Here is a 24,093-nt window from a genome sequence, read left to right on the forward strand (position 1 = left end):
ATGCGTTGGATCTGCAAAGAAGAAATTGAGGAGTGCTTGACACAAGCATGGCGAGATGCGGCTTCTCAAGCCCAAGCGGATCTAATGGCAGCGCGAAATAAAGAAGAAAGAAAAGCTATATTAAGGAGATCTGCATCTTCAAATGTTTGGCGCAATTTCTATGATCTGTTGCCAGAAGCATTGAAGCGGAAATGCTGGTATTGCGAAGCAGAAGAAATTCGGTCAGACATGCCGGTTGACCACTTTAGGCCTAAAAACAAGGTTGAAGATGACAAACGCCATGATGGTTATTGGTGGCTAGCATTTGATTGGAAAAATTATCGGTGTGCATGTACCTTTTGTAATAGCCGTAGACTTTTCAGTGAAAGTCAAGGAGGGAAAGCATGTCGTTTTCCACTAAAAAACCCTGATCAGCGAGCCTTTACCCCTGAAGATAATGACAGGCTGCTTGGCGAGCGCCCTAATTTTCTTGATCCATTCGATATGGATGATGAGAAGCTTCTCTGGTTTGATAACGATGGTTTCCCCATAGCTAGCCCTGCGGCACTACCAGATCAGGAAGAAAAAGTTGTAAACTCTACAAAAATATTTCACTTGGATGAGCGGCGCATCACAAGAGCTCGTAATAAAATTAGAATAGAGGTGGAAAATCAAGTAAGTAAGATAAGAAATGATGTTGATGTTCAAGAGGCTAAATCGAAACTTCGACGCATGGTGCGAGATACTGAAAAGCTCTCCCGTGCAGCGATTGTTTACTTGCGTGCGCACAGAGATCTTCAGGAAGTAAAAGAAATATTGAGATTGGATTGATTCGGTGTTTGGCTTGTTAAGGGAGGTGTCATCCTCGTGCTGGGACTTTCGACAGATGCGCCGGGCGCTTCTGAGTGGGCCTCTAGCAAGCCGAACCTGCTCAACGTCGCGCTGACAGGGCCAAAAAGCGGGTCTATATCGTGGGTAGCACCGGCATTTGGGGAAGCAAAAAGTATTTCTTGGAGGCGAAGGAGGCTTTGGCGTCAGGAACTGAGTAGCAATTCAAGGCGCGCCTCTATTGGGCGCCATGCTTGGCGCTGCTAGACTCGGTTCAAGATTTTCTATTTTTGAAAGTAATTCATAGGCAGCGTTACATGACCAAGGCAAATATCAACATCCAGATGCTGACCTGGGCGCGCGAGCGCTCTGGCATCCCGATGCCTGAATTTGCCCGCAAATGTGGGGTAACTATAGAAAGGCTGCAGGCATGGGAGGTTGGAGAGCTGCCCATCACCTTTCGCCAGGCGATGCAGTTTGCCGCAAAGGCTCACGTTCCCTTTGGTTATCTGTTTCTTACGGAACCACCTGAAGAAACGCTTCCCATCCCCGACTTGAGAACGGTGGAAGGCCAAGGTGTCACTCGGCCAAGTGCAGAGCTTCTAGATCTGATCAAACTGATGCTTCAGCGTCAGGAATGGTACCGGGACTACTTAAAGCAGCACTTTGCTGAGCCCAACCCATATGTTGGACGCCTCTCTGCCGCTGACATCGTCGCCGACATGCGCACCCAGTTAGGGGTTGGGGATCACCCTGAACGCGGTAAGTGGGATGACTATTACCGTGATTTGACCCAGCGAATCGAAGCGCTGGGCGTCCTGGTGATGCGTCAAAACAATCTTGGACACCACACACGCCCTTTGCGCGTTGAGGAGTTTCGCGGGTTTGCCATTGTGGATGACTACGCGCCGATCGTTTTCGTCAATCATGGCGATGCACTAGGTGCGCGCTTGTTCACCCTAATCCATGAGCTTTGTCATATCTGGATTGGTCAGTCTGGCATTTCTGACGGAAACGCTAATACTCACCGCCAACAAGAAGTACTTTGCAATGCTGTCGCGGCAGAGTTTTTAGTACCAAAACGAGAGTTCAGCTCCTTCTGGCAGCACGATTTGGCCCACTGGCAAGATAATCTACCCATGTTGGAAGCCCACTTCCACGTCAGTACCTGGGCATTGGCGCGGCGTGCGCTGACGCTCAATTTTATCTCTCAAGCGCAGTACGGTCGCTATATTGCTGAACAGCAAGCGCTATATAAAATGCGTGAGCGTAGTGGTACACCCACTTATTTCCAAACCAAAAAGGCTCAAATCAGCCAACGCTTCTCCAAAGCGGTCGTCAGTGAAGCACTGAGCGGTCAGTTGATGTTACGTGAAGCAAGTGCCCTGCTGGGTGGTGTCAAACCGAATAAGATGGAGCGCTTCGCTAAGGAGCTGGGCATTTGAGATATTTACTGGACGCAAATACCTATATCGAAGCGAAAAACCAGTATTACGGCATGGATATTTGCCCCGCTTACTGGGACTGGCTGGATAGGCAGTTTGCACTAGGTACCATTGCCAGTGTCGATATGATTGGCCGCGAACTAAAAGAAGGCAAAGATGAGCTCGCCGCTTGGGCCCGCGAACGGCCAGGCCACTTCATCAACAACGACGACGAGCGAACTCAATTACTGTTCGCTGAAATCGTGCAGTTCGTTATGGCAGGCGACTACAACCCCGGCAATCGCGACAACTTTCTGGCAAAAGCCGATCCGTGGATTATTACCAAAGCTAAAGCCATCGGCGCCAGCGTGGTGACTCATGAAACAGTTGCTGCCGTTAATACCCGTAAGGTTAAAGTGCCCAATATCTGCCAGCAATTCGAAGTGCCCTGCCTTAAGACCTTCCGGTTTTTACGTGAGTTAGAAGCTCGGTTTGTCCTAGCCCAATGAGCGTTGCTGGAAGGAGCTAATGATTTTACTGTATTCACGGCAATACGATGCTTGTCGTAGATAGCCAATAACCCGCCATCACTTTAAATTCTGGATCTGTTCCCACATTTGTTCGATCAGCACCTTCAGCCCCACGGCGGCGCTCTGCGCCACCATTACTATTCTGCTTATAGGCGTTGCGGAGTCTATTGTAGAGTGGATGGAAATCACAAAGCGTGTACTGGCACTTCGTGGTTTGATATCGAATCTCATACAGAGATTTCAGCGAATCGCGCCAATTTTGAAACTACCGCTAACCATTTTTGCGATACTCGGGCTGGCTAGCCAGCATCCAACTAGCCCCAGTGTGAAGATTGCTGCCATATAGGGCAGGAAACGACGGTACGCGGATCCGTACCGGCGCTCCGGTGTTCAATGGTATGCGAGGCGGGGAAAAGGCCCCCACCTGCGGGGCCATGGTCAGCTAGCCGAGTCGTACTGTGCAGATGCTTTTGGGCCCCATGCCCAACGCAATACAAGCACCACCGTAAACAGTGCGGCCACCCCGCTGAGCCCTCCTATCCAGGCTGAATCTGTCAGCCCGGCGACGAAGAAGGCGATGATGCCGGATGTTCCTGCGCTCAGTGCATAGGGTAATTGGGTCCGGACGTGGTCGATGTGGTCACATGAAGAGCCGGCTGAGGAGAGGATGGTGGTATCCGAAATCGGCGAGCAATGATCGCCGAAGATACCGCCGCTGAGCACTGCGGCGATAGCCAGTGACAACGACATGTCCATGGCAGCAGCCACCGGCATGGCGATGGGGATCATGATCGCGAAGGTGCCATAGGAGGTGCCGGTGGTGAAGGCGACGAGCGAGCCGATCAAGAACAGCAGTACCGGAATCAGGCTCGGCGCGATGCCAGCCTGGGCCAGCGTGACGAGGTAATCCGCGGTGCCCAGTTGCGAGGTCACGCTACCGATCGACCAGGCCAGGGTGAGAATGATGTAAACCAGCGTCATGCTCTTGATGCCGGTGACTACCAAGTCCATCGCTTCGCGAAAATCGAACAGCCGCTGTTGCAGTCCCATCCCCAACGCGACGCTGACCGCCACGAAGGTTGCGATCAGGATCGACAGGCCACCCTCGGCCTCTCCCATTGCCGTGATCAGGTCGTTCTCGGGGAAGTTGCCGGTCCACAAGAACAGTGGTGGGATCATTCCCACCAGCACTACGATCGGCACGAGCATGTTGCGCTTGCGTGAGCTCTCTTCGGCGACGCCCATCATCTCGGTCGCTTCGCGATCCGAAGGTGGCTGGGCGCCATCCGCCAACAACTTGCCACTAATCCGTGCGCGCTTCTCGGCCTGTGCCATGGGGCCGAAATCCGATTGGGTGACGACGATCACCAGAATCAACAGCAGCGCTAGCCAGGCATAGAAATTGAGCGGAATCGACGACAGGTATATCAGATACTCGGATCCCGTCATGCCCATCTCGCCAAGCTGGGTGCCGATCAGTCCCATCACGAACACTACCCAGGTGGATACGGGCCCCAAAAGGCACATTGGCGCCGAGGTCGAATCGACAATGTAGGCAAGCTTTTCTCGTGAGACACGCATGCGATCAGTGATGGGGCGCATGACACTTCCCACCGTCAATGCATTGAAATAATCCTCGAAGAAGATCAGCACCCCGAAGCCCAGTGTGGCGCCTTGGGCTCCGCGCGGAGAGGCCACTTTGGAGGCAATGGCGCGGGCGATGGCATGAGCGCCGCCGGTTCGCTGCAGCACGGTGATCAGCACCCCGAACAGGCCGCAGTAGATAAGCACGGTGGCGCTCCACTCATCCCCCACGCTGGGGATGATGAAATCCGCGAAGCTATCGTAGAGCCCGGTCGCCGGGTTGCCACCACTGAGCATTGTCGCCCCCAGCCACACCCCACAGAATAACGCGGGGATCACGTTGCGGGTTACCAGCGCTAGCCCGATCGCGAGCAACGGAGGGAACAGGGAAAACAGGCCAAAGGACATAAGGCGTCTCCATCATGTAATTGTTGTACGTCGTATTCGTATCAAGGATGGGGCGGTAGGCCCAACCGCTGGAAGGGGGCCCCAGTCCGCGTTCGATCGCCGTGGCCACGCCCAGCAATTGTTTTTCGGCGAACCCAGACATGTCCAACGCTTTGAGAGACATCCGTGAAGACAAGCCATCAGGAATTATCTTCCCAGACATGGGCTGGTCGGTTTGCGTGGTTCCGCGTGGCCGTCACTCCAAATTCTGAATCTGTTCCCGCATCTGTTCGATCAACACCTTCAGCTCCACCGCGCAGCGGGTGGTGTCGGCGACGACGGATTTCGAGGAGAGGGTGTTGGCTTCGCGGTTGAGTTCCTGCATCAGGAAGTCGAGGCGGCGGCCGACGGGACCTTTTTGCGTGAGCTGACGTTCGACCTCGGCCACGTGGGTCTCGAGGCGGTCGAGTTCCTCGGCGACGTCGGCTTTCTGGGCGAGCAGGGCGATTTCGGTCTCGATGCGCTGGGGGTCGAGTTCGGCCTTGAAGGCGGTCAGGCGCTCGACCAGTTGTTCGCGCTGGCGTTCCTGAATCTCGGGCAGGTGGGCGCGGACCTCGGCAACCACGGCGCGAATGCCCTCGAGCCGGTCGCGGATCAACTGCGCGAGGCGCTCACCTTCGCGGGCACGGCCGGCGATCAGGTCGTCCAGGGCGGTATCGAAAAGCGCGTGCGCGGCGTGCTGGACACGTTCGAGGTCGAGCCCGTCGCTTTCCAGCACGCCGGGATGATCGAGCAGCGCCAGAGCATCGGGCATGGCGGCGTCGGGTACCTGGGCGCGTACTGTGCCCAGTGCCTGGGCCAGCGAGGCCAGGCGTGTCTCGTTGACACTGAGCGTGGTGTTGTCATGGGCCGGCTCGAAGCGCAGCGTGCATTCGACCTTGCCGCGTGAGAGGCGCTTGCGCAGCGCATCGCGATAATGCGGTTCAAGATCGCGCAGGTTGTCCGGCAGGCGGAAATGCGGTTCCAGGTAGCGCTGATTTACCGAGCGCAATTCGAGCTGCAAGCTGCCCCAGTCGGCGTCCTGAGTCTGCCGGGTGAAGGCGGTCATGCTGTAAGCCATGCGATTCTCCTGCGCTGCGAAGCCATTCTTTAATCCTGCAGTCTAACCGATTCCCGGTCCGCTTGAGGCCCGCTTGAGTGTAGAATGCGTGGATCGTCGCGGCATGAGCGCGACTTGATTGTTTCGAACTTGGTTTTTTCGATTGACGATGCAGAGAGGTGGTATGCGCCCGAGTGGACGACAGCCCGATCAACCCCGCGAGATCACGCTCGAACGGGGCTATACGCGCCATGCGGAGGGCTCCGTATTGGTGAGCTTCGGTGACACCAAGGTACTGTGCAATGCCAGTGTCGAAGCCGGCGTGCCGCGCTGGCTGCGTGGCAAGCATCAGGGATGGGTCACCGCAGAATACGGCATGCTGCCACGTGCCACGCATACGCGCGGTGGACGCGAGGCCACGCGGGGCAAGCAAGGCGGTCGTACGCTGGAGATTCAGCGCTTGATCGGCCGTTCGCTGCGCACGGTGGTGGATCTCAAGAAGCTCGGCGAATTCACCATTACCGTGGATTGCGACGTGATCCAGGCCGATGGCGGCACGCGCACGGCGTCGATCACCGGTGGCTGCGTAGCGCTGGTGGATGCGATCCATCATCTGCAGCGCGAGAAGTTGATCAAGAAGGACCCCTTCAAGCAGCTGGTGAGTTCGGTGTCGGTGGGCATCTTCAAGGGCCAGCCGGTGGTCGATCTCGACTATCCCGAGGACAGCACGGCGGGCACCGACATGAACGTGGTCATGGCCGAGGATGGCGGCTTGATCGAGGTGCAGGGCACGGCCGAAACGGCGACGTTCACCCGCCAGGAGCTCAACGCGATGCTCGACCTGGCCGAAGGTGCCGGAAGTCAGCTATTCGCCCATCAGCGCGAGGCGCTGGGCTTTCGCGACTGATCGCGGACGCTAGCATGCGGCAAGAACGCACGACGCCGGCCTGGGGCCGGCGTCGTCATTTGCGCGGGACCATCGATGTTACAGGTCGAGATCGTACTCGACGATGAGCGGCGCGAATTCGGAAAAGGTCGCGTCGCGGTCGATCCAGGCATCCACCACGTGGCGGCGGAAGTCGGGGCCGACGATCTGATAGTCGAGGCGCCAGCCTTCCTGACGTGTGCGGGGCACGTCCTGATCGAGCTTGGGCCACCAGGTATACTGGCTGGCGTCGCGACTGATCTCGCGGAAAGTATCGATATAGCCCATCGGCCCGAAGACCTGATCCATCCACGCGCGCTCTTCGGGACGAAACCCGGGGGTGGTCTGGTTATCGGCCCAGTTGGCAAGATCGATGGTCTTGTGCGCGATGTGCCAAGTGCCGCAGATGATGTACTCGCGGCGCTTTTTGACCATCTTGCTGAGATATTCCTGGTACTGATTCATGAAGGACTGCTTGGCCTCCATGTCGCTACCGTCGGGCATCAGGAAGCTGGCGATGCTGAAGCGGTCGTAATCGGCCTGCAAAAAGCGCGCTTCGTTATCGCACTGGGGAAAGCCCAGCCCGTACATGATGGCCTTGGGAATCTTGCGGCAATAGAGCCCTACACCCGAGAAACCGTCTTCCTCGGCGTCCAGGAAATAGCCTTCGTACCCCTCGGGGAAAAGAATGCTGTCGTCGAGTTCGAAGCTTTTGGCCTTGAGGTTCTGAACGCAGATGACGTCTGCGTCCTGGTTGGCCAGCCAGTCGAGAAACCCCCTCCCGACCGCTTCGCGGATTCCGTTGACATTGATGCTGGCGATTTTCATACATGGTCCCTTTTTCGTCGCGCGTGTATGATACCTGAGCTTTCGACGTTTAGGTAAATGTGTAATAGCGATCAGGGTGATAGGGAGTCCGGCGTGACCGCGCAACTGCAACCATATCAGCAGGAATTCATCGAGTTCGCCATCGAAGAAGGCGTGCTCACCTTCGGTGAATTCACTCTCAAGTCCGGGCGGGTCAGCCCCTATTTCTTCAACGCCGGTCTGTTCAAGAGCGGCCGTGCCCTGGCGCGTCTGGGCCGCTTCTATGCGCAGGCTATCGCGCATAGCGGTCTCGAGGCGGATGTGCTCTTCGGCCCGGCCTACAAGGGTATCCCGCTTGCCACCACCACGGCCGTGGCACTGGCCGATCATCATGACCGCGACTTGCCGTTCGCGTTCAACCGTAAGGAAGCCAAGGACCACGGCGAAGGCGGCAATATCGTTGGCGCCGCGCTCGCCGGGCGGGTGCTGATCATCGACGACGTCATCACTGCGGGTACCGCGATCCGCGAGGTCATGGAGCTGATCGATGCCGCCGATGCCCAGGCGGCGGGCGTGGTCATCGCTCTCGATCGTCAGGAGTGCGGCCAGGCCGAAGAGGGCGCCCAGCGCCGCAGTGCCATCCAGGAGGTCGAGGCGCGCTACGCCATGCCGGTGGTGAGTATCGTCACGCTCGACCAGGTGCTGACTTACCTCGAAACGCATGCCGGTGAGGGCCTCAAGCCCCATGCCGAGGCCATTCGCGCGTATCGTGATCGTTACGGCGTGCAGCTCGACGGCTAAGGTTTTAAAACGGCGTTTCTAAACTGAAGCGATTATGCCATAGTGATGATGGTGTTCACCATCTTTTGCGAGAGTCTCCCATGATCAAGTCACTCGGTTTCGCACTCACCTCCGCCGGTCTCCTGCTAGCCAGCCAGCAGGCCATGGCGCTCAGCGTTTCCGCCAATGCCGGCGCCGACTCGCAGGGGATCGAAGCGAGCCAGAGCATCTTTCCCACCCTGCGTGCCAGTGTCGGTTACTTCACCTCCGACGATAGCGGCCATGACGCCGATGCCTATTCCGGGTCGTTGATGTTCTCGCCATATCTGCCGCTGGTCGATCTCTCGGTGGGCGCGCGCTATCAATACCAGGACACGCACTACGGTGACGGTGGTGGCGTCGGGCTCGGCGGTTCGGCCTATGTCGACACGCCGATTCCGCTGACCTCAGTGGGCGGTTACGGCTTTTATACGCCGGACGGCCTGAGCCACGGCGACATCGAGAAGAGCTACGAGTATGGCGCCCAGGCACGGGTCAATGTCGTCTCGCAGACTTATCTCTATGGCGGCTATCGCTATTACCGCACCGACTTCGACGAGAGCGGTGAGCATACGCTCGATAGCGGCCCGGTGCTGGGCGTCAGCGTCGGCTTCTAGCATATCCTGAGCTACGAGCTACGAGCTACGAGCTACGAGCTACGAGCTACGAGCTGCGGGCTACGAGCGGTGGCGCCAGCTTCGGGGCGCTGTAGAAAGCAACATCGGCGTCCCATTCGGGGCGCCGATTGCGTATCATGCAGACACATCGCCGCCATTGGCAGAGTGATCCACATGCTCGATATCGTACTCTTTGAGCCCGAAATTCCGCCCAACACGGGCAATCTCATCCGTTTGTGCGCCAACACCGGCTTTCGTCTTCATCTCATCGAGCCGCTGGGCTTCGCGCTCGACGACAAACGCCTGCGTCGCGCCGGGCTCGACTACCACGAGTGGGCGCGGGTCAAGGTGCATGCCGACTGGGATGCCTTTGTGGAAAGCGTGCAACCGGCGCGCGTGCTGGCGGTCTCCACGCGTGGTCGCACCGGGTATCACGACGTCGCCTATCGGCAAGGCGATGCGCTGGTCTTCGGCCCCGAAACCCGCGGTCTCCCGCAGACGATGCTGGAGGCGCTGCCGGAAGCGCAACGCCTGCGCATCCCCATGCTGCCGGATAGCCGCAGCCTGAATCTCTCCAATGCCTGCGCGATCCTGGTCTTCGAAGCCTGGCGCCAGCTCGAGTTCGCCGGGGCCGCCCCCGTGTCGGGCGTGGCCGCGATGGACACGGTTCACACATGAGCATGCCCAGCTCTATTCAACAGCGCATTGCCGGCCTCAATCCGCGTCAGCAGGAAGCGGTGCGTTATATCGACGGCCCGTGCCTGGTGCTGGCGGGCGCCGGGTCCGGCAAGACCAGCGTGATCACTACCAAGATCGCTTACCTGGTGCAGGAATGCGGGATGAGCGCGCGCAAGATCGCGGCGGTGACCTTTACCAACAAGGCGGCGCGCGAGATGAAGGAGCGCGTGGGGCAGATGCTCAAGGGTCGCGAGGGCCACGGCCTGACGGTATCGACCTTCCATACCCTGGGACTCAACATCATTCGTGGTGAATTGAAGACGCTGGGCTACAAGCCGGGGTTTTCGCTGTTCGATCCCGAGGATGCCAAGGCGTTGCTGCGCGACCTGATGCAGAAGGAAGCGGATACCGATGCCGAGCAGATCAACGCCGTGCAGCATCAGATCTCGCAGTGGAAGAACGATCTGGTGCTGCCGGGGCAGGCGATCTCGCATGCGGCAGACGAAGACGAACAATACGCCGCGCGGGTGTATGAAGCCTACAATCGCCATCTCAAGGCCTACAACGCGGTCGATTTCGACGACCTGATTCTGCTGCCGGTGGTGCTGCTGCGCGACAACCCCGAGGCCTTGGCCCGTTGGCAACGCAAGATCCATTACATGCTGGTCGACGAGTACCAGGATACCAACGTCAGCCAGTATCAGCTGGTCAAGTTGCTGATGGCCGAGCGCGCCACCTTCACCGTGGTCGGCGACGACGACCAGTCGATCTATGCCTGGCGCGGTGCGCGGCCCGAGAATTTGGTGACGCTGGGCGAGGATTTCACGCGTCTCAACGTGATCAAGCTGGAGCAGAACTATCGCTCCACCGGGATCATCCTGCGCGCGGCGAATACGCTGATCGGCCACAACCCTCACGTCTACGAAAAGACGCTGTGGTCGGAGATGGGCCAGGGCCACGCCATTCGCGTCATCGTCAATCGCCACGAGGAAGCCGAGGCCGAGCGTGTGGCCAGCGAGATCCTCACCCGCCGCATCAAGGAGCGTGCCGAGTGGCGCGACTTCGCGGTGCTGTATCGCGGCAATTTCCAGGCACGACTGCTGGAACTCAAGCTCCAGCATTACCAGATTCCCTACAAGCTCTCCGGTGGCACGTCCTTCTTCTCGCGCAACGAGATCAAGGACGCCATGGCGTACCTGCGCTTGCTGATCAATCCCGGCGACGACAACGCCTTCCTGCGTATCGTCAACGTGCCGCGCCGCGAGGTAGGTCCCGGGACCCTGGAAAAGCTTGCCAACTACGCCACCGAGCGGCATGTCTCGCTGTTCGCCGCCTGCCACGAAATCGGCCTCGAACAGGTCCTGCCGACGCGTGCCGTGGAGCGCCTGTCGCGCTTCACGCACTTCATCGATGGGGTGCGCAAGCGAATGGACCAAGGCGACGCCATCGCGGCGATTCGCGAAATGCTGCGGGACATGGATTACGAGGCCTGGCTATTCCAGAATGCCAGCGCCCCGACCGTCGCTGAGCGGCGCATGGCCAATGTGTGGACGCTGGTCGACCAGCTCGAGAAGTCGATGCATCGTGACGATGAAGACGGCGAAGCCTCCGAGGAAACCGACGACGTGCAGTCGGCGATATCGCGCCTGGTATTGCGCGACATCCTCGAGCAGCAGGCCGAGGAAGACGACTCCGACCGGGTGCAGTTGCTCACCATGCACGCCTCCAAGGGGTTGGAGTTCCCCCACGTCTATCTGATGGGGCTGGAGGAAGAACTGCTGCCGCACCGTAACGCGATCGAGGCCGGCACCATCGAAGAAGAACGCCGCCTCGCCTATGTCGGCATCACCCGCGCGCGGCGCACGCTGACACTGACGCTGGCCCGTCAGCGCAAGACCTACGGCGAGCTGCTCGACTGCACTCCTAGCCGCTTCCTCGAGGAGCTCCCGCCGGACGACCTGGAATGGGAAGGCCGCGCCGACAAGGAAGACCCGGAGAAAAAACAGGCGCGCGGCAAGGACGCCATCGCCGGGCTGCGCTCGCTGTTGGGGTAGTGTGGATCTCGGCGCCGGTACATGTGGGGCTTTCTCGGGGTCACTCTGCTTTTAGCTGGCCAGGTTCGACAAACCCCGGATAGTTGACGATGGCATCCAGCAACTGTTGGCCACAACTCGGCAAGGCATCCACTTCGCGGACGACGATGCTACGTTCGCGGTGGGCCCATGTGTCCTGCAATGCAATGAGCCTGATGTCCATCGTTTGCCGATAACGCTGAGCACAAGAGGCCGGTAGAATGCCGATGCCAACGCCGGCCTCGATCATCCGACAGGCGGACTCGAAGCCGAGAACCTGGATTCTCAGGGGGAGGGGTTGTCCCAGATCCTGAACCTGCTCTTTCAGGAACTGCATCAGCGTGCTGCCGTCGTGCAGACCGATATGGCGATAATTCAGGCTTTCGTGGAAGGCGACCTGATGTTTTGCCGCGAGATCATGCCCTTGCGGGACGACAAGGACCAGTCGGTCCCGGCTGAAAGGCACGCATTGCAGTCCCTGTGATGTGACGTCACCCGCCACGATGCCCATATCGGCTGCCCCATCGAGCACGCCGCGCATGATGTCATGGGTCAAGCGTTCCTTGAGATCGATGGTAACGCCGGGCCGGGAGGCAAGGAATTGAGCCAATACGTCCGGCATGAAGTCGCTCACGGCCGTCGTGTTGGCAAAGATGCGTAGATGACCGGCCGCCCCTTCGGCATAGCCCGAGAAATCGGTTTTCACATGCTCGACCTGCCGCAGGATCGTCCGCGCATGCCGGAGCAGCCGCTCACCCGCCGGGGTCGTCTCCACTCCTTGACTGCTGCGATAGAAAAGCCGACTGCCTAATTGGCCCTCGAGGGTTTTCATGCGGGTGCTGGCGGATGCCGTTGAAAGGTGGGCGCGCTGAGCTCCGCCCGTCATGCTATGGGCCTCGGCAACGTGAACGAACAAGCGCAAATCCGGCAAATCGAAATGCATGATGTGTTTCCCGAGCATTAAGTGAAGGTTTAATCACAGTCTTTGGTGTTCGGCTTGGCCAAACCCTGCCTTGCGTAAATGCAAATTCACCATACGCATTTTCTCAGTGCATGCTGAAAGCACCAGCCCCATAGGCGACAGCCAAGGAACATATGCATGACAGCATTATCGACTTTTCAACGTCCCCTGGACGGCGTGACCGTCGTGAGCCTGGAACACGCGATCGCCGCACCTTTCTGCACCCGGCAGTTGGCGGACATGGGCGCGCGCGTCATCAAGGTCGAGCGCCCTGGCGTCGGCGATTTTGCGCGTGGCTACGATGCGCGGGTCAACGGTTTGTCTTCTCATTTCGTTTGGACCAATCGCTCCAAGGAAAGCCTGACACTCGACGTCAAGAATGACGAGGCCAGGACGATTCTGGACAGTTTGCTGGGTCAAGCCGACGTATTGGTACAAAATCTGGCGCCGGGTGCCGCGACGCGTCTGGGACTGTCCTTCGACACACTGCACGCCGACTTTCCAGGACTGATCGTGTGTGACATCTCGGGCTATGGCGAAGACGGCCCCTATCATGACAAGAAGGCCTACGACCTTTTGATTCAGAGCGAGGGAGGCTTTCTGTCGACGACGGGCACGCCGGACCCGCAAGGCATGGCCAAGGCGGGCTGTTCGGTCGCCGATATCGCTGCCGGCATGTATGCCTTCAGCAATATTCTTTCTGCCTTGTTGCTGCGCGGACGCACCGGTGTGGGTAGCCATATCGACGTGTCGATGCTGGAGAGTCTCGTCGAGTGGATGGGCTATCCCATGTACTATGCGTTCGACGGCGCCGAACCGCCGCCTCGAGCCGGCGCCTCGCATTCCACTATCTACCCGTACGGACCGTTTCCGACCGGCGACGACAAGACTGTGATGCTGGGCCTACAGAACGAGCGCGAGTGGCAGGCTTTCTGTGAAAAGGTGCTGCAGCAGCCTGAGCTGGCTGGAGACACGCGTTTCTCCACCAATGCCAGGCGCTCCGAGCATCGTGACGAGTTGCGCGCTCTTATCGTGCGCGTATTTGGCGGGATGACGGCGGAAGAAGTGCTTGCACGCCTCGATGAGACGCAGATCGCCAATGCCAACGTCAACGACATGCATGGCGTCTGGGCGCATCCGCAACTCAAGGCGCGTCAGCGCTGGACGCGTATCGACAGCCCGGCGGGCGAGATTCCGGCCCTGCTGCCGCCGGGACAAAGCAGTGCTTATGCTCCTCGGATGCAGCCGGTACCCGCGCTGGGTGAGCACAGCGAGATGATCCTTGCCGAGCTGGATTATGGTCGCGACGATATCCAGCGCTTGAAAGATAACCGCATCATCTGACGGAGCTTCTGATGAATCCACACGCCCTGCGCTCTCTTCTATTCGTGCCGGCCACCCGGCCGGATCGTATCGCCAAGGCTCTGGCCAGCCCGGCGGATGCCGTCATCGTCGATCTGGAAGACGCCGTCGACGACGGCGACAAGGCCCACGCCCGGGACACGCTCGAGGCCTTCCTGGCGGACAATCCACAGGCCTCTCTCATGGTGCGCATCAATGCCCACGCTACCCCGCACTATGAACCCGATCTGGCGATGTGCACGCGCCAGGCGGCGATCACGCATGTGATCGTGCCCAAGGCCGAGTCCTGCCAGGCACTGGAAAAAGCCGCTGCCTGCGGCAAGCCGTTGTGGCCACTGATCGAAACGGCGCAAGGCCTGCTGGCGCTGCCTAGCCTGACCGGCGTTGCTGGCGTCGAACGGCTAAGTTTCGGGGCGCTGGATATGATCACCGAGCTGGGGCTGACACCCGAGACGCCGGGCGCTCGGCAAATGCTCGATCAGGGACGCTATCAACTCGTCGTCCATTCGCGCGCGGCGGGCCTGGCCGCGCCGCTTGAAAGCCCCCATCCCGCCATCGATGACACGGATGCCGTGGCGCGCACGGCCGTTCACGCCAAGGAGATGGGCTTCGCCGGCATGCTATGCATTCATCCCCGGCAGTTGCCCGCTGTCAACCACGCGTTTTCCCCCAGCGAGGCCGACGTCGCCTGGGCCAGGCAAGTGGTCGACGGCGCCAGCCACCAGGCAGGCGCGTTCAGCGTCGAAGGCCAGATGGTCGACGCGCCGGTCATTCGCCGCGCCCAAGGCATCCTCGCCAAGCACGAAGCGGGCGTTCGCGGTGGACAACCCCTGTCCTGACGCAGTAGGATATGCCGCGTTCCGCCCTTAGCTCAGCTGGATAGAGCGTTGCCCTCCGGAGGCAAAGGTCGAAGGTTCGAATCCTTCAGGGCGGGCCACGAATCTATAAAAGCCCGCGAGTCATCTCGCGGGCTTTTTTCGTCTTCATTTCTCGCCTTTACGCTTTTGAGTGACGCTTCACTCCGCCACGTCCAGACGCACCATGTGATAACTCAGCGGTGCGAGTTTGCCCTCGAGTACTGTGCCATCGACGGTGAGCCCCTGACCGGGCGTGGGCCGAATATGCTCGGGGCGCTCGGCGGTATTGGCCGCTTTCATGTCGGGATAGTCGATGGTTTGGTGCTCCTTGAGCTGACAGGACGTGAAACCGCCCAGATCGACATCGAACTCAAGTGAATCGCTGGGACGGCGATTGACGATGAACAGGGCGATGGTTCCCTGGGCTTCGTCGTGCACGGCGGAAACGTCCAGATAGGGGACGTCCCCGAGCTCATCCACCGGGTAGGTCGGACTGTCGACGGCCAGTTGCAGGGCCTTGCCACGGCCGAAGCAGGAAGCGAAATACAGCGGGTAGAAGATCGTCTGACGCCAGGCGCCACCCTCGCTTTCGGTCATGATCGGGGCGATGACGTTGACCAGTTGAGCGATACAGGCGATGCGCACGCGGTCGGAACGTCGGATGAAGGTATTGAGCACGCAGCCAATCAGCAGCGCGTCCTCGACATTATAGGCGTCTTCGAGGATTGCCGGCGCAAAGGGCCAGTCGTTGCCCTGCAGGATGCGCTTGTCGCGCTCGGTGCTGTGATACCAGACGTTCCACTCGTCGAAGCAGATGTGCACGTCCTTTTGGGAACGCTTCTTGGCCTTGATGTAGTCGATCACGCCGGCGATCGAGCCGATGTAGCGGTCGAGTTTCTCGCTGAGCGCCAGGTAGCTGCCCAGGTCGTCGGCGTAGTTGGTGAAGTACATGTGCAGCGATATGTAGTCGACCGTCTCGTAGCAGTGATCGAGCACGGTGGCTTCCCACTCGGGGTAGCTGGCCATGTCGGGGTTGGAGGAGCCGCAGGCGACCAGCTCGAGGCTGCTATCGTAGGCCTTCAGCGCCTTGCCGGTCTCGTTGGCGAGATGGCCGTATTCGTCGGCGTTCTTGTGACCGACCTGCCAGGGGCCGTCCATCTCGTTGCCCAGGCACCACAGCTTGACGTCCCAGGGTTGCTGGCGGCCGTTGCGGATCCGCAGGTCGCTCCAGGCGCTGCCCTCGGGATGGTTGACGTACTCGAGAAAGTTGCGGGCGGCGTCGATACCGCGTGAGCCGAGGTTGACCGCCAGCATCATGTCGATGCCGGCCAGTTCGCACCAGTCGGCGAATTCGTGAATGCCGATCTGGTTGGACTCGCGACTGTGCCAGGCCAGGTCGAGGCGTACCGGGCGCTCCTCGCGGGGGCCGATACCGTCTTCCCAGTTGTAGGCGGAGACGAAGTTGCCACCCGGGTAGCGCACGATGGGCGGCGCGAGTTCCTTGACCATGCCCAGCACGTCGCGACGGAAGCCATCTTCGTCCGCCTCGGGGTGGCCGGGTTCGTAGATGCCGCTATAAATGGCTCGGCCCATGTGCTCGAGGAAGGCGCCGTAGAGGCGCTCGTCGATCTCGCTGATGATGAAATCGCGGTGCAGGGTGACGCGAGTATGCATGTCAGGCTCCTTGTAACGGGGAAAGATAGGGTTGAAATCAGGTATAGGCCGGGTCATCGGCAGACGGCGCGTTCGGAGATGCGGATGAGGAATCCTGTTCGGGCCGGCGGGCCTGGAGAGCGCCTCGAACCTGGTCCATGTCATCGTCATTCAGACCGAACAGGTACGTGGTCCAGAACATCAGCAGGGAGACCAGCGCCGGAATCAGGGTCAATAGCAGCGTGATGACCAGCAGCGCCGTGCTGCTCTGCTGATCGACATTGGCCTGGTAGCCGCCCCAGGACAGCAGAAAGCCGATCATGCCGCCGGAAACGGCGAGCCCCATTTTGAGAAAGAATAGATTGCCCGCGAAGGAGACCCCGGTATTACGCTGTCCGGTCTTCCATTCGCCATAATCCTCGGCGTCGGCCATCAGTGCCCATGAAATCGGTGCGCCGATGCCGTGCATGAAACTGACCAGCACGAACAACACCGTCGCCACGATGCCCCACTGCCCAGGCACGAAGAACAGCAGGCACGATGTCCCAATCAAGGCCACGGTACTGACTTGAAACACCTTGCGTTTGCTGATGCGCTGACTGAGCCGGGGCGAGAGAGCGGTCCCGGCGATGCTGGCTAGTGCACCGGCGGTAATGAAGACAGAGATGCCGGTGGTGCCGAAGCCCAGCACGTAGGTTGCGAAATAGATCGCCGCGCCCTGACGGAGGAAGAACTGCAGCGCTTGCAGGAAGGTAACGCCCAGGATGATCCGCCATTTGATATTCATGGCCAGGGACTTGAGCGTGGCCGTCAGCTTTTCCTGTTTTTGTAGGGGTGGGTGAACACGCTCGCGCACCGTGGCGAAGCAGAAGCCGAACATGGCGAGTGCGATCACGGACATGATGGCCATGGTGTACTGAAAGCCTTGGGTCTCGTCGCCGCTGCCGAGTAATTCGACCAGTGGCATCAGGCTGCTGTTGAGAATCAGGTAGGCCACGCCGACGAGGATAAAGCGCCAGGACTGAAACGATACCCGCTCGCGGTGATCGTCGGTGATCACACCGCCCAGCGCGCAGTAGGGAATGTTCACCGCCGTGTAGAGGAGCGACATTGCGAAATAGGTGGCGAAGGCGTAGCCAATCTTGGCCGACTCCGACCAGTCGGGGGTAGTGAACATCAGCACACAGGAAGCGGCCAAGGGCACGGGCACAAACAGTATGTAGGGACGGAAACGCCCCCAGCGGCTACGCGTTCGATCCGCCAGCGCCCCCATGAGGGGGTCGGTGATGGCATCCACGAAGCGCATGGAAATGAAGATGGTACCCACGATGGCCGGCGAGATGCCGTAGACATCGGTATAGAAATAGGAGAGATACATGACCACGGCGGCAAAGGTCATGTTGTTGCCGGCGTCACCCATGCCGAAACCGATCTTCTCCATCACGCTGAGCTTGGCGTTACGCATCGCAGGCTCCCGAAGGCTTGTTCTTTATTGAGCCTGCGAAGCTTAGGTGCTTGCTTGATATTCTATCTAATATATGTATTTCTTGTTTTTGATACTTAAATAGTTATTGATGAAGAGAGAGCGGCCTATTACAAACACTTCTGTATGTAATGCGACCAAAGATGCGCGACGAAAGTGGGGCTAGGTAATGCATGATTGCTTGCGCGCACGCTGCTGGCGCGATTCTGTTATCCTGCCGCCATTCCATCTTTGGTCACTCACTCGCTATCACGCGTCACCTGATTCGCGCGCATGGCGTGGCCAGCTTCACGACAGGATTTGCCGCTGTGTCCGATTCACCATCATCCGATTTCGCTACCTTGCCGCTGGCGCCAGAGCTGCTTATCAACCTGGAGTCGCTGGGCTATCACGCCATGACGCCGATCCAGGCCGAGAGCCTGCCGGCGATCCTCGCCGGACGCGACGTGATCGGCCAGGGTCAGACCGGTTCGGGCAAGACCGCCGCGTTCGGTCTGGGGGTGCTCTCAAGGCTCGAGACCAAGGCGTTTCGTGTGCAGGGATTGGTGCTGTGCCCAACCCGTGAACTGGCGGACCAGGTCGCCGGCGAGTTGCGCCGGCTGGCGCGTGGGCTCAGCAACGTCAAGGTGCTGACGCTGTGCGGCGGGGCGCCGCTCAAGCCGCAGCGGGACTCGCTGGAACATGGCGCGCATGTGGTAGTGGGCACGCCGGGACGCATCGAGGAGCATCTGCGCAAGGGCTCGCTGGCACTCGACGCGCTGAACACGCTGGTGCTGGATGAAGCCGACCGCATGCTCGATATGGGCTTTCAGGCGGCCATCGAGGCGATTGTCGGCCAGGCGCCGACTTCACGCCAGACGCTGTTGTTCAGCGCTACTTACGGTCCGGGTATCCGGCCTATCGCCGAGCGCATGATGCGTGAGCCGCTGAACGTCGAGGTTGCCTCGACCCATGACGACACCAGCATCCGTCAGCATTTCTACCGCGTCGCGGGCGAAGATGCCCGCGTGCCGGCACTGGAACGGCTGTTGCTCGATATCCGCCCCGAATCCAGCGTGGTGTTCTGCAATACCAAGCGCGAGACCCTGCAGGTCGCCGACGCCCTGAACGCGGCGGGTTTTTCCGCGCTGGCGCTCAATGGGGACCTGGAGCAGCCCGATCGCGATCGTATCCTGGCGATGTTCGCCAACAAGAGTGTGTCGATCCTAGTCGCCACCGATGTGGCGGCGCGCGGGTTGGATATCGACGCCCTGGACGCGGTGTTCAATTATCAGATCGCCCGCGAACTCGAGGTCCACGTGCACCGCATCGGACGCACCGGTCGAGCAGGCGGAAGTGGCGTCGCCTGCACGCTGGTCGCCGAGAGCGAATATTATCGGCTCGACAAGCTTGGCGATTTCCTCGGCGAGGCGCTGGCCTGCGAGCCGTTGCCGCCGCTGCGTGGCGACGCACGGCCGTTTACGCCGCGCATGGCAACGCTGCAACTCGGCGCCGGCAAGAAGCAAAAGGTGCGCCCCGGCGATATCCTCGGCGCGTTGACAGGCGAGGGCGGGATCGCCGGCGAGCAGGTCGGCAAGATCCAGGTCACCGATCGCAGCGCTTTTGTCGCCGTCGAGCGCGAGGTCGTCCGCGCTGCACTCGATCAACTCGCCAATGGACGGATCAAGGGGCGGTCGTTCCGGGCGCGCCGTGTCACCCGCTAGGAAACCCTGACAAATGTCTGCGCGGGCAAATCGCTACGTTGCGCGGTGCGCGGAATCCTCACCTATACCCCATAGGCTCCGGTTCCTGTGCTCCGTGCGCCTTGCGCTTTATCCCGCTCGACTATTTGTCAGCGCTTCCTCCCTAGACTGCTTTTCTGGCGCTTGCATTGATGGACGACCATGCGATGCTTTGCCGATTATTGGCCCATACTATACATAAGGTGATATGAAAGTACCCAAGAGACTCCAGCCCCTGATCGACGACGGGTTGATCGATGAGGTCGTCAGCCAGTTGATGAGCGGCAAGGAAGCCCAGGTTTACGTCGTGCGCTGCGGTGACGAGCTGCGTTGTGCCAAGGTTTTCAAGGAAGCCAGCCAGCGTAGCTTCAAGCAGGCCGTTCAGTATCAGGAGGGTCGCAAGGCGCGCAACACACGGCGTGCCCGAGCGATGGCCAAGAAGACCCGCTATGGCCAGAAGGAGCAGGAAGCGGCCTGGCTTACCTCCGAGGTCGATGCGCTGTACCGGCTGGCAGCAGCGGATGTGCGTGTGCCGCGCCCGCATGGCTTCGTCGACGGCGTGCTGCTGATGGATCTGATCAGCGACGGCGAAGACGGCGTCGCGCCCCAGCTTGGCGAGGTGGCGCTGAGCCCGGAAAAGGCGCGCGAGTATCATGATCGGATCATCACCGACGTGGTGCGCATGCTATGTGCCGGATTGGTACACGGCGATCTTTCCGAGTTCAACGTGCTGGTCGATCAAGACGGGCCGGTGATCATCGACCTGCCCCAGGCGGTCGACGCGGCGGGCAACAACAGCGCGCCGATGCTGCTGGTGCGCGACGTCGATAACATGCGTGCCTGGTTCGGGCGCTTCGAGCCGGCGCTGCTGAATACCGACTATGGCAAGGAAATCTGGGCGCTTTATGAAGCCGGCGAGCTGCATCCGGATAGCCGACTCACCGGGCACTTCGAGCCCGACACCCTCGATGTCGACGTGATGGAGCTGATGGCGGTGATCGACGATGCTCGCGAAGAGGCCGAGGAGCGCCGCGAACGTGAGCGTGACGACCTCGAGGAAGACGACTGAATCATCGGCTTGCGTGGCGGTGACTCCGTGGAGGTACGTTCCAGGATGGGTGGTAAATACGAATATTTATCATAATCATTGACTCTTGAGATAGGGGTTTCCATACTTCGTCGTTTGGAAACGATCTATAAATTTGGTGCCTATGACGCGCCATCAAGGGAACACAATGAAAAAGACGTCCTGGTGGCTGGCAGAGCCGGCCCGTGAGTGCGGAAGGGCACAGGTCCGCGTATGCCCCCGCCATGTCGTGTCGCTGGTGCTTTTTTCCTCGACCAGCGTATTGCTCTCCCCGTCGGCCCTGGCCCAGTCCAGCGATTCTGATGAGCTGGAGACGGTCACTATTACCGCGCAAAATCTCTATGAGAACGTCGGCTATACCCGCCGTAGCACGACAGCCGGGACACGTTTCGAGCTGAGCCCCAAAGAAGTTCCTCAGGCGCTCAGTATCGTTACCGAGCAGCGGATCAAGGATCAGAACCTGCAGGACATCGAAGACGTCCTGACCAACACGACGGGCGTATCGGCCAGCAAGATCGATAGCCGCCGCGTGAGCTTCTATTCGCGTGGCTTCCGCATTAATTCCTACCAGTATGACGGGATTCCCACGCTCAACACGGACAGCCGCTGGTACTTCGGCGAGGGATCCCAGAACACGGCGATCTATGATCGGGTCGAGGTGGTGCGCGGCGCCAACGGCCTGATGACGGGGGCCGGGAACCCCGGAGCCTCGGTCAATTTCGTGCGCAAGCACGCCGACAGTCGTGAGCTGACGGGCTCGGTATCCGGCACGCTGGGGAGCTGGGACCAGCGCCGCGGCGTGGTCGATGTCACCACGCCGCTGACCGAGTCCGGCGATGTGCGGGCGCGCTTCGTCGGCGGTTACGACGACAGCGACTCCTATCTGGATCGTTCCTCTGATCGCGAAAAGTTCGGCTACTTGGTGATCGACGCCGACGTCACCGACAGTACCACCCTCTCGCTCGGGTACGACTATCAGGACACGCACGCGTCGTCTCCAACTTGGGGCGGGCTACCACTCTGGTACAGCGATGGCAGCGAGACGGATTACTCTCGCTCCTTTAGCGTGGCCCCGGACTGGTCTTACAGCGATCACGAATCGAAGAAAGTATTCGCGCAGATTGATCACCGCTTCGGCAATGGCTGGGAGTTGCACGGAACGGCGACGCACGAAGAGTCGGATCTAGATTCGCGTCTGATGTCGCCCTACTTCGATACTGCCTTTTCCTCATCGCCTGACCCGGTCACTGGTGAAGGCCCCGTTTTCTATACCGGCTGGAATCGCGGTGATCGTGATGTGGATTCTGCCGACGCCTATGTGAAAGGTCCGTTCGCGCTGTTCGGTCGTGAACATGAGCTCGTCGTGGGTGGTAGCTATAGCGATCAGAGCAACGATTACGAAAGTAACTTCACGTCGGGGGCTATCGAAGTCGGTGACTTCAACAACTGGGATGGCTCGACAGCGGATCTGGATTGGCCGGGTTTCTCGCCGTCGGAGAGCGCCAGTGTGCGCCAGAAGGCCCTCTATGGCGTTGCGCGCTTCTCGCTGGCCGAGCCGCTGACGCTGATCGTCGGCGCACGCTACACCGACTGGCATGGCAGTACCTGGTCGAGCAGCTTGGGCAACCATTCGCAGGACGAAGACGACATCACCCCGTATGGCGGCCTGGTCTATGACATCAACGATGTCTGGTCCGCCTACTTAAGCTATAGCGAGATCTTCCAGCCGCAGAGTTATCGTTTGGCAGGCGGCAACGGTTACTTGGACCCTCTCGTGGGCAAGAACTACGAGACCGGCGTCAAAGCCGCCTGGCTCGATGGATTGCTCAACGCCTCGTTCTCGGTATTCAGGCTTGAGCAAGACAATGTGGCCGATATCGTCAGCACGCCTGGCTCAGCTATTACGACTGCGACTCCGGTCAGCGATGTGGTCAGCGAAGGCTTCGAGGCGGAGGTCACCGGCGCGGTGACTGACGATCTCGAGATGACGGTCGGCTTCACCCACTACACGGCGACCTCCGCCGAAGGATCGTTCAACACCGACCGTCCGCGCACCCAGGCCAACCTGTTTGCCAGCTATCGCGTGCCACAGTGGCGTCAGTTGACGATTGGCGGCGGGGCCCGGTGGCAAAGCGATACCTTCATCGACGATCAGGCGGCGCCCGGTGGCGGAACGCGCGACTACGAACAGAGCAGCTACGCGGTCGCGAATGTCTTCGGTCGTTATCAGTTCACACCGCAGTTGGCGTTGCAGGTCAACGTGCAGAACCTGTTCGACGAGACGTACTATAGCTATTTCGACACCTATGGCGTCTATGGTGAACCACGACGGGTGACCTCCACGCTGACTTATTCGTTCTAAGTGTCTTGATATATGCCCCGGTGCTTATGAGCGCCGGGGCGTTGCGAGCGTCTCGGTATTTACACTTGCCGCTTCCACACCTCGAACCATCCCAGTCCCGCCCGCGTTCCGGCGCGCGGCTTGTACTCGCAGCCGACCCAACCCTTGAAACCGTCTGCATCCAACTGCTCGAATAGCCACGGATAATTTACCTCACCGGTATCGGGTTCGTGGCGCTCGGGCACGCCGGCGATCTGGATGTGGCCGACGCCCGTGCGATTTCGCTGGTAGGTGGTCCAGATATCTCCGTCCATGATTTGGGTGTGGTAGAAGTCCATCTGCACCTTGACGTTCGGCTCATTCAGCTCAGCCACAATCGCATGGCCTTCGGCTTGATGATTGAGGAAATACCCCGGCATGTCGCGGGTATTGATGGGTTCGATCAATAGCTCGATGTCGTGTTCGGCGAGGCGACGTGCGGCATGGCGCAGGTTTTCCAAATACACCTCACGCAATGTTTCCCGTGAAACATCCTCGGGGGCCAGCCCTGCCATGGCATGGACGCGAGGACAGCCAAGCGCTCTCGCGTAGTGCAACGCGGTTTCGACGCTGTCGCGGAACTCCGCCTCGCGTCCCGGCAGGGCGGCGATCCCGCGCTCGCCGGCATCCCAATCGCCCGGCGGCAGGTTGAATAGCACCTGCTGCAAGCCATGACGCTTGAGCTCGGCGGCGATGGCGTCGGCTTCGAACGCATAGGGGAACAGGAACTCGACCCCTTCGAAGCCGCAGGCAGCGGCCTCGGCGAAGCGCTCCATGAAGGGCACCTCGTTGAACATCATGGACAGGTTGGCGGCAAAACGGGGCATGTAGGAGCTCCTT

At 59.7% G+C, this 24,093-nt stretch carries 20 protein-coding genes and 1 tRNA gene; 14 read left to right on the forward strand and 7 right to left on the reverse strand.

The features are described 5' to 3' along the window. The 3 genes from L1071_RS08265 (at position 1) to L1071_RS08275 (ending at position 2,740) form a co-directional block, all read left to right on the forward strand. Positions 1-810, forward strand: coding sequence for an HNH endonuclease family protein (locus tag L1071_RS08265; RefSeq protein ID WP_246972134.1), 810 nt, complete (start codon positions 1-3; stop codon positions 808-810). A 251-nt stretch (positions 811-1,061) separates the two neighbouring features. Next, complete coding sequence (locus L1071_RS08270) at positions 1,062-2,252, forward strand: helix-turn-helix domain-containing protein (RefSeq protein WP_246972136.1); 1,191 nt, start codon at positions 1,062-1,064, stop codon at positions 2,250-2,252. After that, positions 2,249-2,740 (forward strand): DUF4411 family protein, encoded by a 492-nt coding sequence (locus L1071_RS08275; protein WP_246972138.1) that lies wholly within the window; start codon positions 2,249-2,251, stop codon positions 2,738-2,740. The genes L1071_RS08270 and L1071_RS08275 overlap by 4 nt, the downstream gene beginning before the upstream one ends. Positions 2,741-3,199: 459 nt before the next feature. Here the strand turns inward: L1071_RS08275 and L1071_RS08280 are convergent, their stop codons facing one another. Together L1071_RS08280 and L1071_RS08285 are read right to left on the reverse strand one after the other, a co-directional pair. After that, complete coding sequence (locus L1071_RS08280) at positions 3,200-4,753, reverse strand: Na+/H+ antiporter NhaC family protein (RefSeq protein WP_246972140.1); 1,554 nt, start codon at positions 4,751-4,753, stop codon at positions 3,200-3,202. Between the two features lie 235 nt (positions 4,754-4,988). Further along, positions 4,989-5,852, reverse strand: a complete 864-nt coding sequence (locus L1071_RS08285) for a YicC/YloC family endoribonuclease (protein ID WP_246972142.1) — start codon at positions 5,850-5,852, stop codon at positions 4,989-4,991. A 163-nt stretch (positions 5,853-6,015) separates the two neighbouring features. On the opposite strand from L1071_RS08285, the gene rph reads away from it, so the two are divergent. Further along, positions 6,016-6,738, forward strand: coding sequence for a ribonuclease PH (gene rph, locus L1071_RS08290; RefSeq protein ID WP_246972158.1), 723 nt, complete (start codon positions 6,016-6,018; stop codon positions 6,736-6,738). Positions 6,739-6,816: 78 nt separating this feature from the next. Here rph and L1071_RS08295 read toward each other — a convergent pair whose 3' ends face one another. Next, a complete protein-coding gene (locus L1071_RS08295; RefSeq protein ID WP_246972174.1) occupies positions 6,817-7,584 on the reverse strand; it encodes an exodeoxyribonuclease III in 768 nt (255 codons plus the stop codon). Positions 7,585-7,677: 93 nt separating this feature from the next. Between L1071_RS08295 and pyrE the strand changes: the two genes are divergently transcribed. The 4 genes from pyrE (at position 7,678) to rep (ending at position 11,731) form a co-directional block, all read left to right on the forward strand. Beyond that, complete coding sequence (pyrE, locus tag L1071_RS08300) at positions 7,678-8,364, forward strand: orotate phosphoribosyltransferase (RefSeq protein ID WP_246972191.1); 687 nt, start codon at positions 7,678-7,680, stop codon at positions 8,362-8,364. A gap of 80 nt (positions 8,365-8,444) precedes the next feature. Next, the gene (locus L1071_RS08305) at positions 8,445-8,999 is read left to right on the forward strand and encodes a YfaZ family outer membrane protein (protein WP_246972193.1); all 555 of its coding nucleotides are present in this window, start codon (positions 8,445-8,447) and stop codon (positions 8,997-8,999) included. A 174-nt stretch (positions 9,000-9,173) separates the two neighbouring features. Beyond that, on the forward strand, positions 9,174-9,677 hold the full coding sequence (gene trmL, locus L1071_RS08310; RefSeq protein ID WP_246972205.1) for a tRNA (uridine(34)/cytosine(34)/5-carboxymethylaminomethyluridine(34)-2'-O)-methyltransferase TrmL: 504 nt from the start codon (positions 9,174-9,176) through the stop codon (positions 9,675-9,677). A gap of 2 nt (positions 9,678-9,679) precedes the next feature. Beyond that, entirely contained in the window at positions 9,680-11,731 is a 2,052-nt protein-coding gene (gene rep / locus L1071_RS08315; protein ID WP_378109803.1) for a DNA helicase Rep, read from the forward strand. A gap of 40 nt (positions 11,732-11,771) precedes the next feature. On the opposite strand, the gene L1071_RS08320 is transcribed toward rep, so the two are convergent. Further along, entirely contained in the window at positions 11,772-12,692 is a 921-nt protein-coding gene (locus L1071_RS08320) for a LysR substrate-binding domain-containing protein (protein ID WP_246972221.1), read from the reverse strand. Positions 12,693-12,848: 156 nt separating this feature from the next. Between L1071_RS08320 and L1071_RS08325 the strand changes: the two genes are divergently transcribed. The 3 genes from L1071_RS08325 (at position 12,849) to L1071_RS08335 (ending at position 15,009) form a co-directional block, all read left to right on the forward strand. Next, positions 12,849-14,054 carry a CaiB/BaiF CoA transferase family protein gene (locus L1071_RS08325; RefSeq protein WP_246972224.1) on the forward strand — a complete coding sequence of 402 codons (1,206 nt, stop codon included), beginning with the start codon at positions 12,849-12,851 and terminating at the stop codon, positions 14,052-14,054. A gap of 11 nt (positions 14,055-14,065) precedes the next feature. Continuing rightward, positions 14,066-14,911, forward strand: coding sequence for an HpcH/HpaI aldolase/citrate lyase family protein (locus L1071_RS08330; RefSeq protein WP_246972227.1), 846 nt, complete (start codon positions 14,066-14,068; stop codon positions 14,909-14,911). Positions 14,912-14,932: 21 nt separating this feature from the next. Then, a tRNA-Arg gene (locus L1071_RS08335) sits at positions 14,933-15,009 on the forward strand. A gap of 79 nt (positions 15,010-15,088) precedes the next feature. Here L1071_RS08335 and arfA read toward each other — a convergent pair. Further along, positions 15,089-16,603, reverse strand: a complete 1,515-nt coding sequence (gene arfA / locus L1071_RS08340) for an arabinosylfuranosidase ArfA (RefSeq protein WP_246972230.1) — start codon at positions 16,601-16,603, stop codon at positions 15,089-15,091. Between the two features lie 37 nt (positions 16,604-16,640). Next, the gene (locus L1071_RS08345) at positions 16,641-18,047 is read right to left on the reverse strand and encodes an MFS transporter (protein ID WP_246972233.1); all 1,407 of its coding nucleotides are present in this window, start codon (positions 18,045-18,047) and stop codon (positions 16,641-16,643) included. 326 nt (positions 18,048-18,373) lie between these two features. Between L1071_RS08345 and dbpA the strand changes: the two genes are divergently transcribed. The 3 genes from dbpA (at position 18,374) to fhuE (ending at position 23,235) form a co-directional block, all read left to right on the forward strand. Next, positions 18,374-19,768, forward strand: a complete 1,395-nt coding sequence (dbpA, locus tag L1071_RS08350; protein ID WP_246972244.1) for an ATP-dependent RNA helicase DbpA — start codon at positions 18,374-18,376, stop codon at positions 19,766-19,768. A gap of 226 nt (positions 19,769-19,994) precedes the next feature. Then, on the forward strand, positions 19,995-20,855 hold the full coding sequence (locus tag L1071_RS08355) for a PA4780 family RIO1-like protein kinase (RefSeq protein ID WP_246972247.1): 861 nt from the start codon (positions 19,995-19,997) through the stop codon (positions 20,853-20,855). Between the two features lie 166 nt (positions 20,856-21,021). Next, on the forward strand, positions 21,022-23,235 hold the full coding sequence (gene fhuE / locus L1071_RS08360; RefSeq protein WP_246972276.1) for a ferric-rhodotorulic acid/ferric-coprogen receptor FhuE: 2,214 nt from the start codon (positions 21,022-21,024) through the stop codon (positions 23,233-23,235). A 59-nt stretch (positions 23,236-23,294) separates the two neighbouring features. On the opposite strand, the gene otnI is transcribed toward fhuE, so the two are convergent. Next, positions 23,295-24,080 (reverse strand): 2-oxo-tetronate isomerase, encoded by a 786-nt coding sequence (otnI, locus tag L1071_RS08365; protein ID WP_246972279.1) that lies wholly within the window; start codon positions 24,078-24,080, stop codon positions 23,295-23,297. Between the last annotated feature and the right edge of the window lie 13 nt (positions 24,081-24,093).

Origin of the sequence: Chromohalobacter sarecensis, from assembly GCF_023061135.1 — a bacterium.
GTDB classification, from domain to species: Bacteria; Pseudomonadota; Gammaproteobacteria; order Pseudomonadales; family Halomonadaceae; genus Chromohalobacter; species Chromohalobacter sarecensis.

What these genes read in the sequence shown, in the direction of transcription:
- L1071_RS08265 (WP_246972134.1), top strand. Translation starts at nt 1, where the DNA reads ATGCGTTGGATCTGCAAAGAAGAAATTGAGGAGTGCTTGACACAAGCA.
- L1071_RS08280 (WP_246972140.1), bottom strand. Translation starts at nt 4,753, where the DNA reads ATGTCCTTTGGCCTGTTTTCCCTGTTCCCTCCGTTGCTCGCGATCGGG.
- L1071_RS08285 (WP_246972142.1), bottom strand. Translation starts at nt 5,852, where the DNA reads ATGGCTTACAGCATGACCGCCTTCACCCGGCAGACTCAGGACGCCGAC.
- rph (WP_246972158.1), top strand. Translation starts at nt 6,016, where the DNA reads ATGCGCCCGAGTGGACGACAGCCCGATCAACCCCGCGAGATCACGCTC.
- L1071_RS08295 (WP_246972174.1), bottom strand. Translation starts at nt 7,584, where the DNA reads ATGAAAATCGCCAGCATCAATGTCAACGGAATCCGCGAAGCGGTCGGG.
- L1071_RS08305 (WP_246972193.1), top strand. Translation starts at nt 8,445, where the DNA reads ATGATCAAGTCACTCGGTTTCGCACTCACCTCCGCCGGTCTCCTGCTA.
- trmL (WP_246972205.1), top strand. Translation starts at nt 9,174, where the DNA reads ATGCTCGATATCGTACTCTTTGAGCCCGAAATTCCGCCCAACACGGGC.
- rep (WP_378109803.1), top strand. Translation starts at nt 9,680, where the DNA reads ATGCCCAGCTCTATTCAACAGCGCATTGCCGGCCTCAATCCGCGTCAG.
- L1071_RS08320 (WP_246972221.1), bottom strand. Translation starts at nt 12,692, where the DNA reads ATGCATTTCGATTTGCCGGATTTGCGCTTGTTCGTTCACGTTGCCGAG.
- L1071_RS08325 (WP_246972224.1), top strand. Translation starts at nt 12,849, where the DNA reads ATGACAGCATTATCGACTTTTCAACGTCCCCTGGACGGCGTGACCGTC.
- L1071_RS08330 (WP_246972227.1), top strand. Translation starts at nt 14,066, where the DNA reads ATGAATCCACACGCCCTGCGCTCTCTTCTATTCGTGCCGGCCACCCGG.
- arfA (WP_246972230.1), bottom strand. Translation starts at nt 16,603, where the DNA reads ATGCATACTCGCGTCACCCTGCACCGCGATTTCATCATCAGCGAGATC.
- L1071_RS08345 (WP_246972233.1), bottom strand. Translation starts at nt 18,047, where the DNA reads ATGCGTAACGCCAAGCTCAGCGTGATGGAGAAGATCGGTTTCGGCATG.
- L1071_RS08355 (WP_246972247.1), top strand. Translation starts at nt 19,995, where the DNA reads ATGAAAGTACCCAAGAGACTCCAGCCCCTGATCGACGACGGGTTGATC.
- fhuE (WP_246972276.1), top strand. Translation starts at nt 21,022, where the DNA reads ATGAAAAAGACGTCCTGGTGGCTGGCAGAGCCGGCCCGTGAGTGCGGA.
- otnI (WP_246972279.1), bottom strand. Translation starts at nt 24,080, where the DNA reads ATGCCCCGTTTTGCCGCCAACCTGTCCATGATGTTCAACGAGGTGCCC.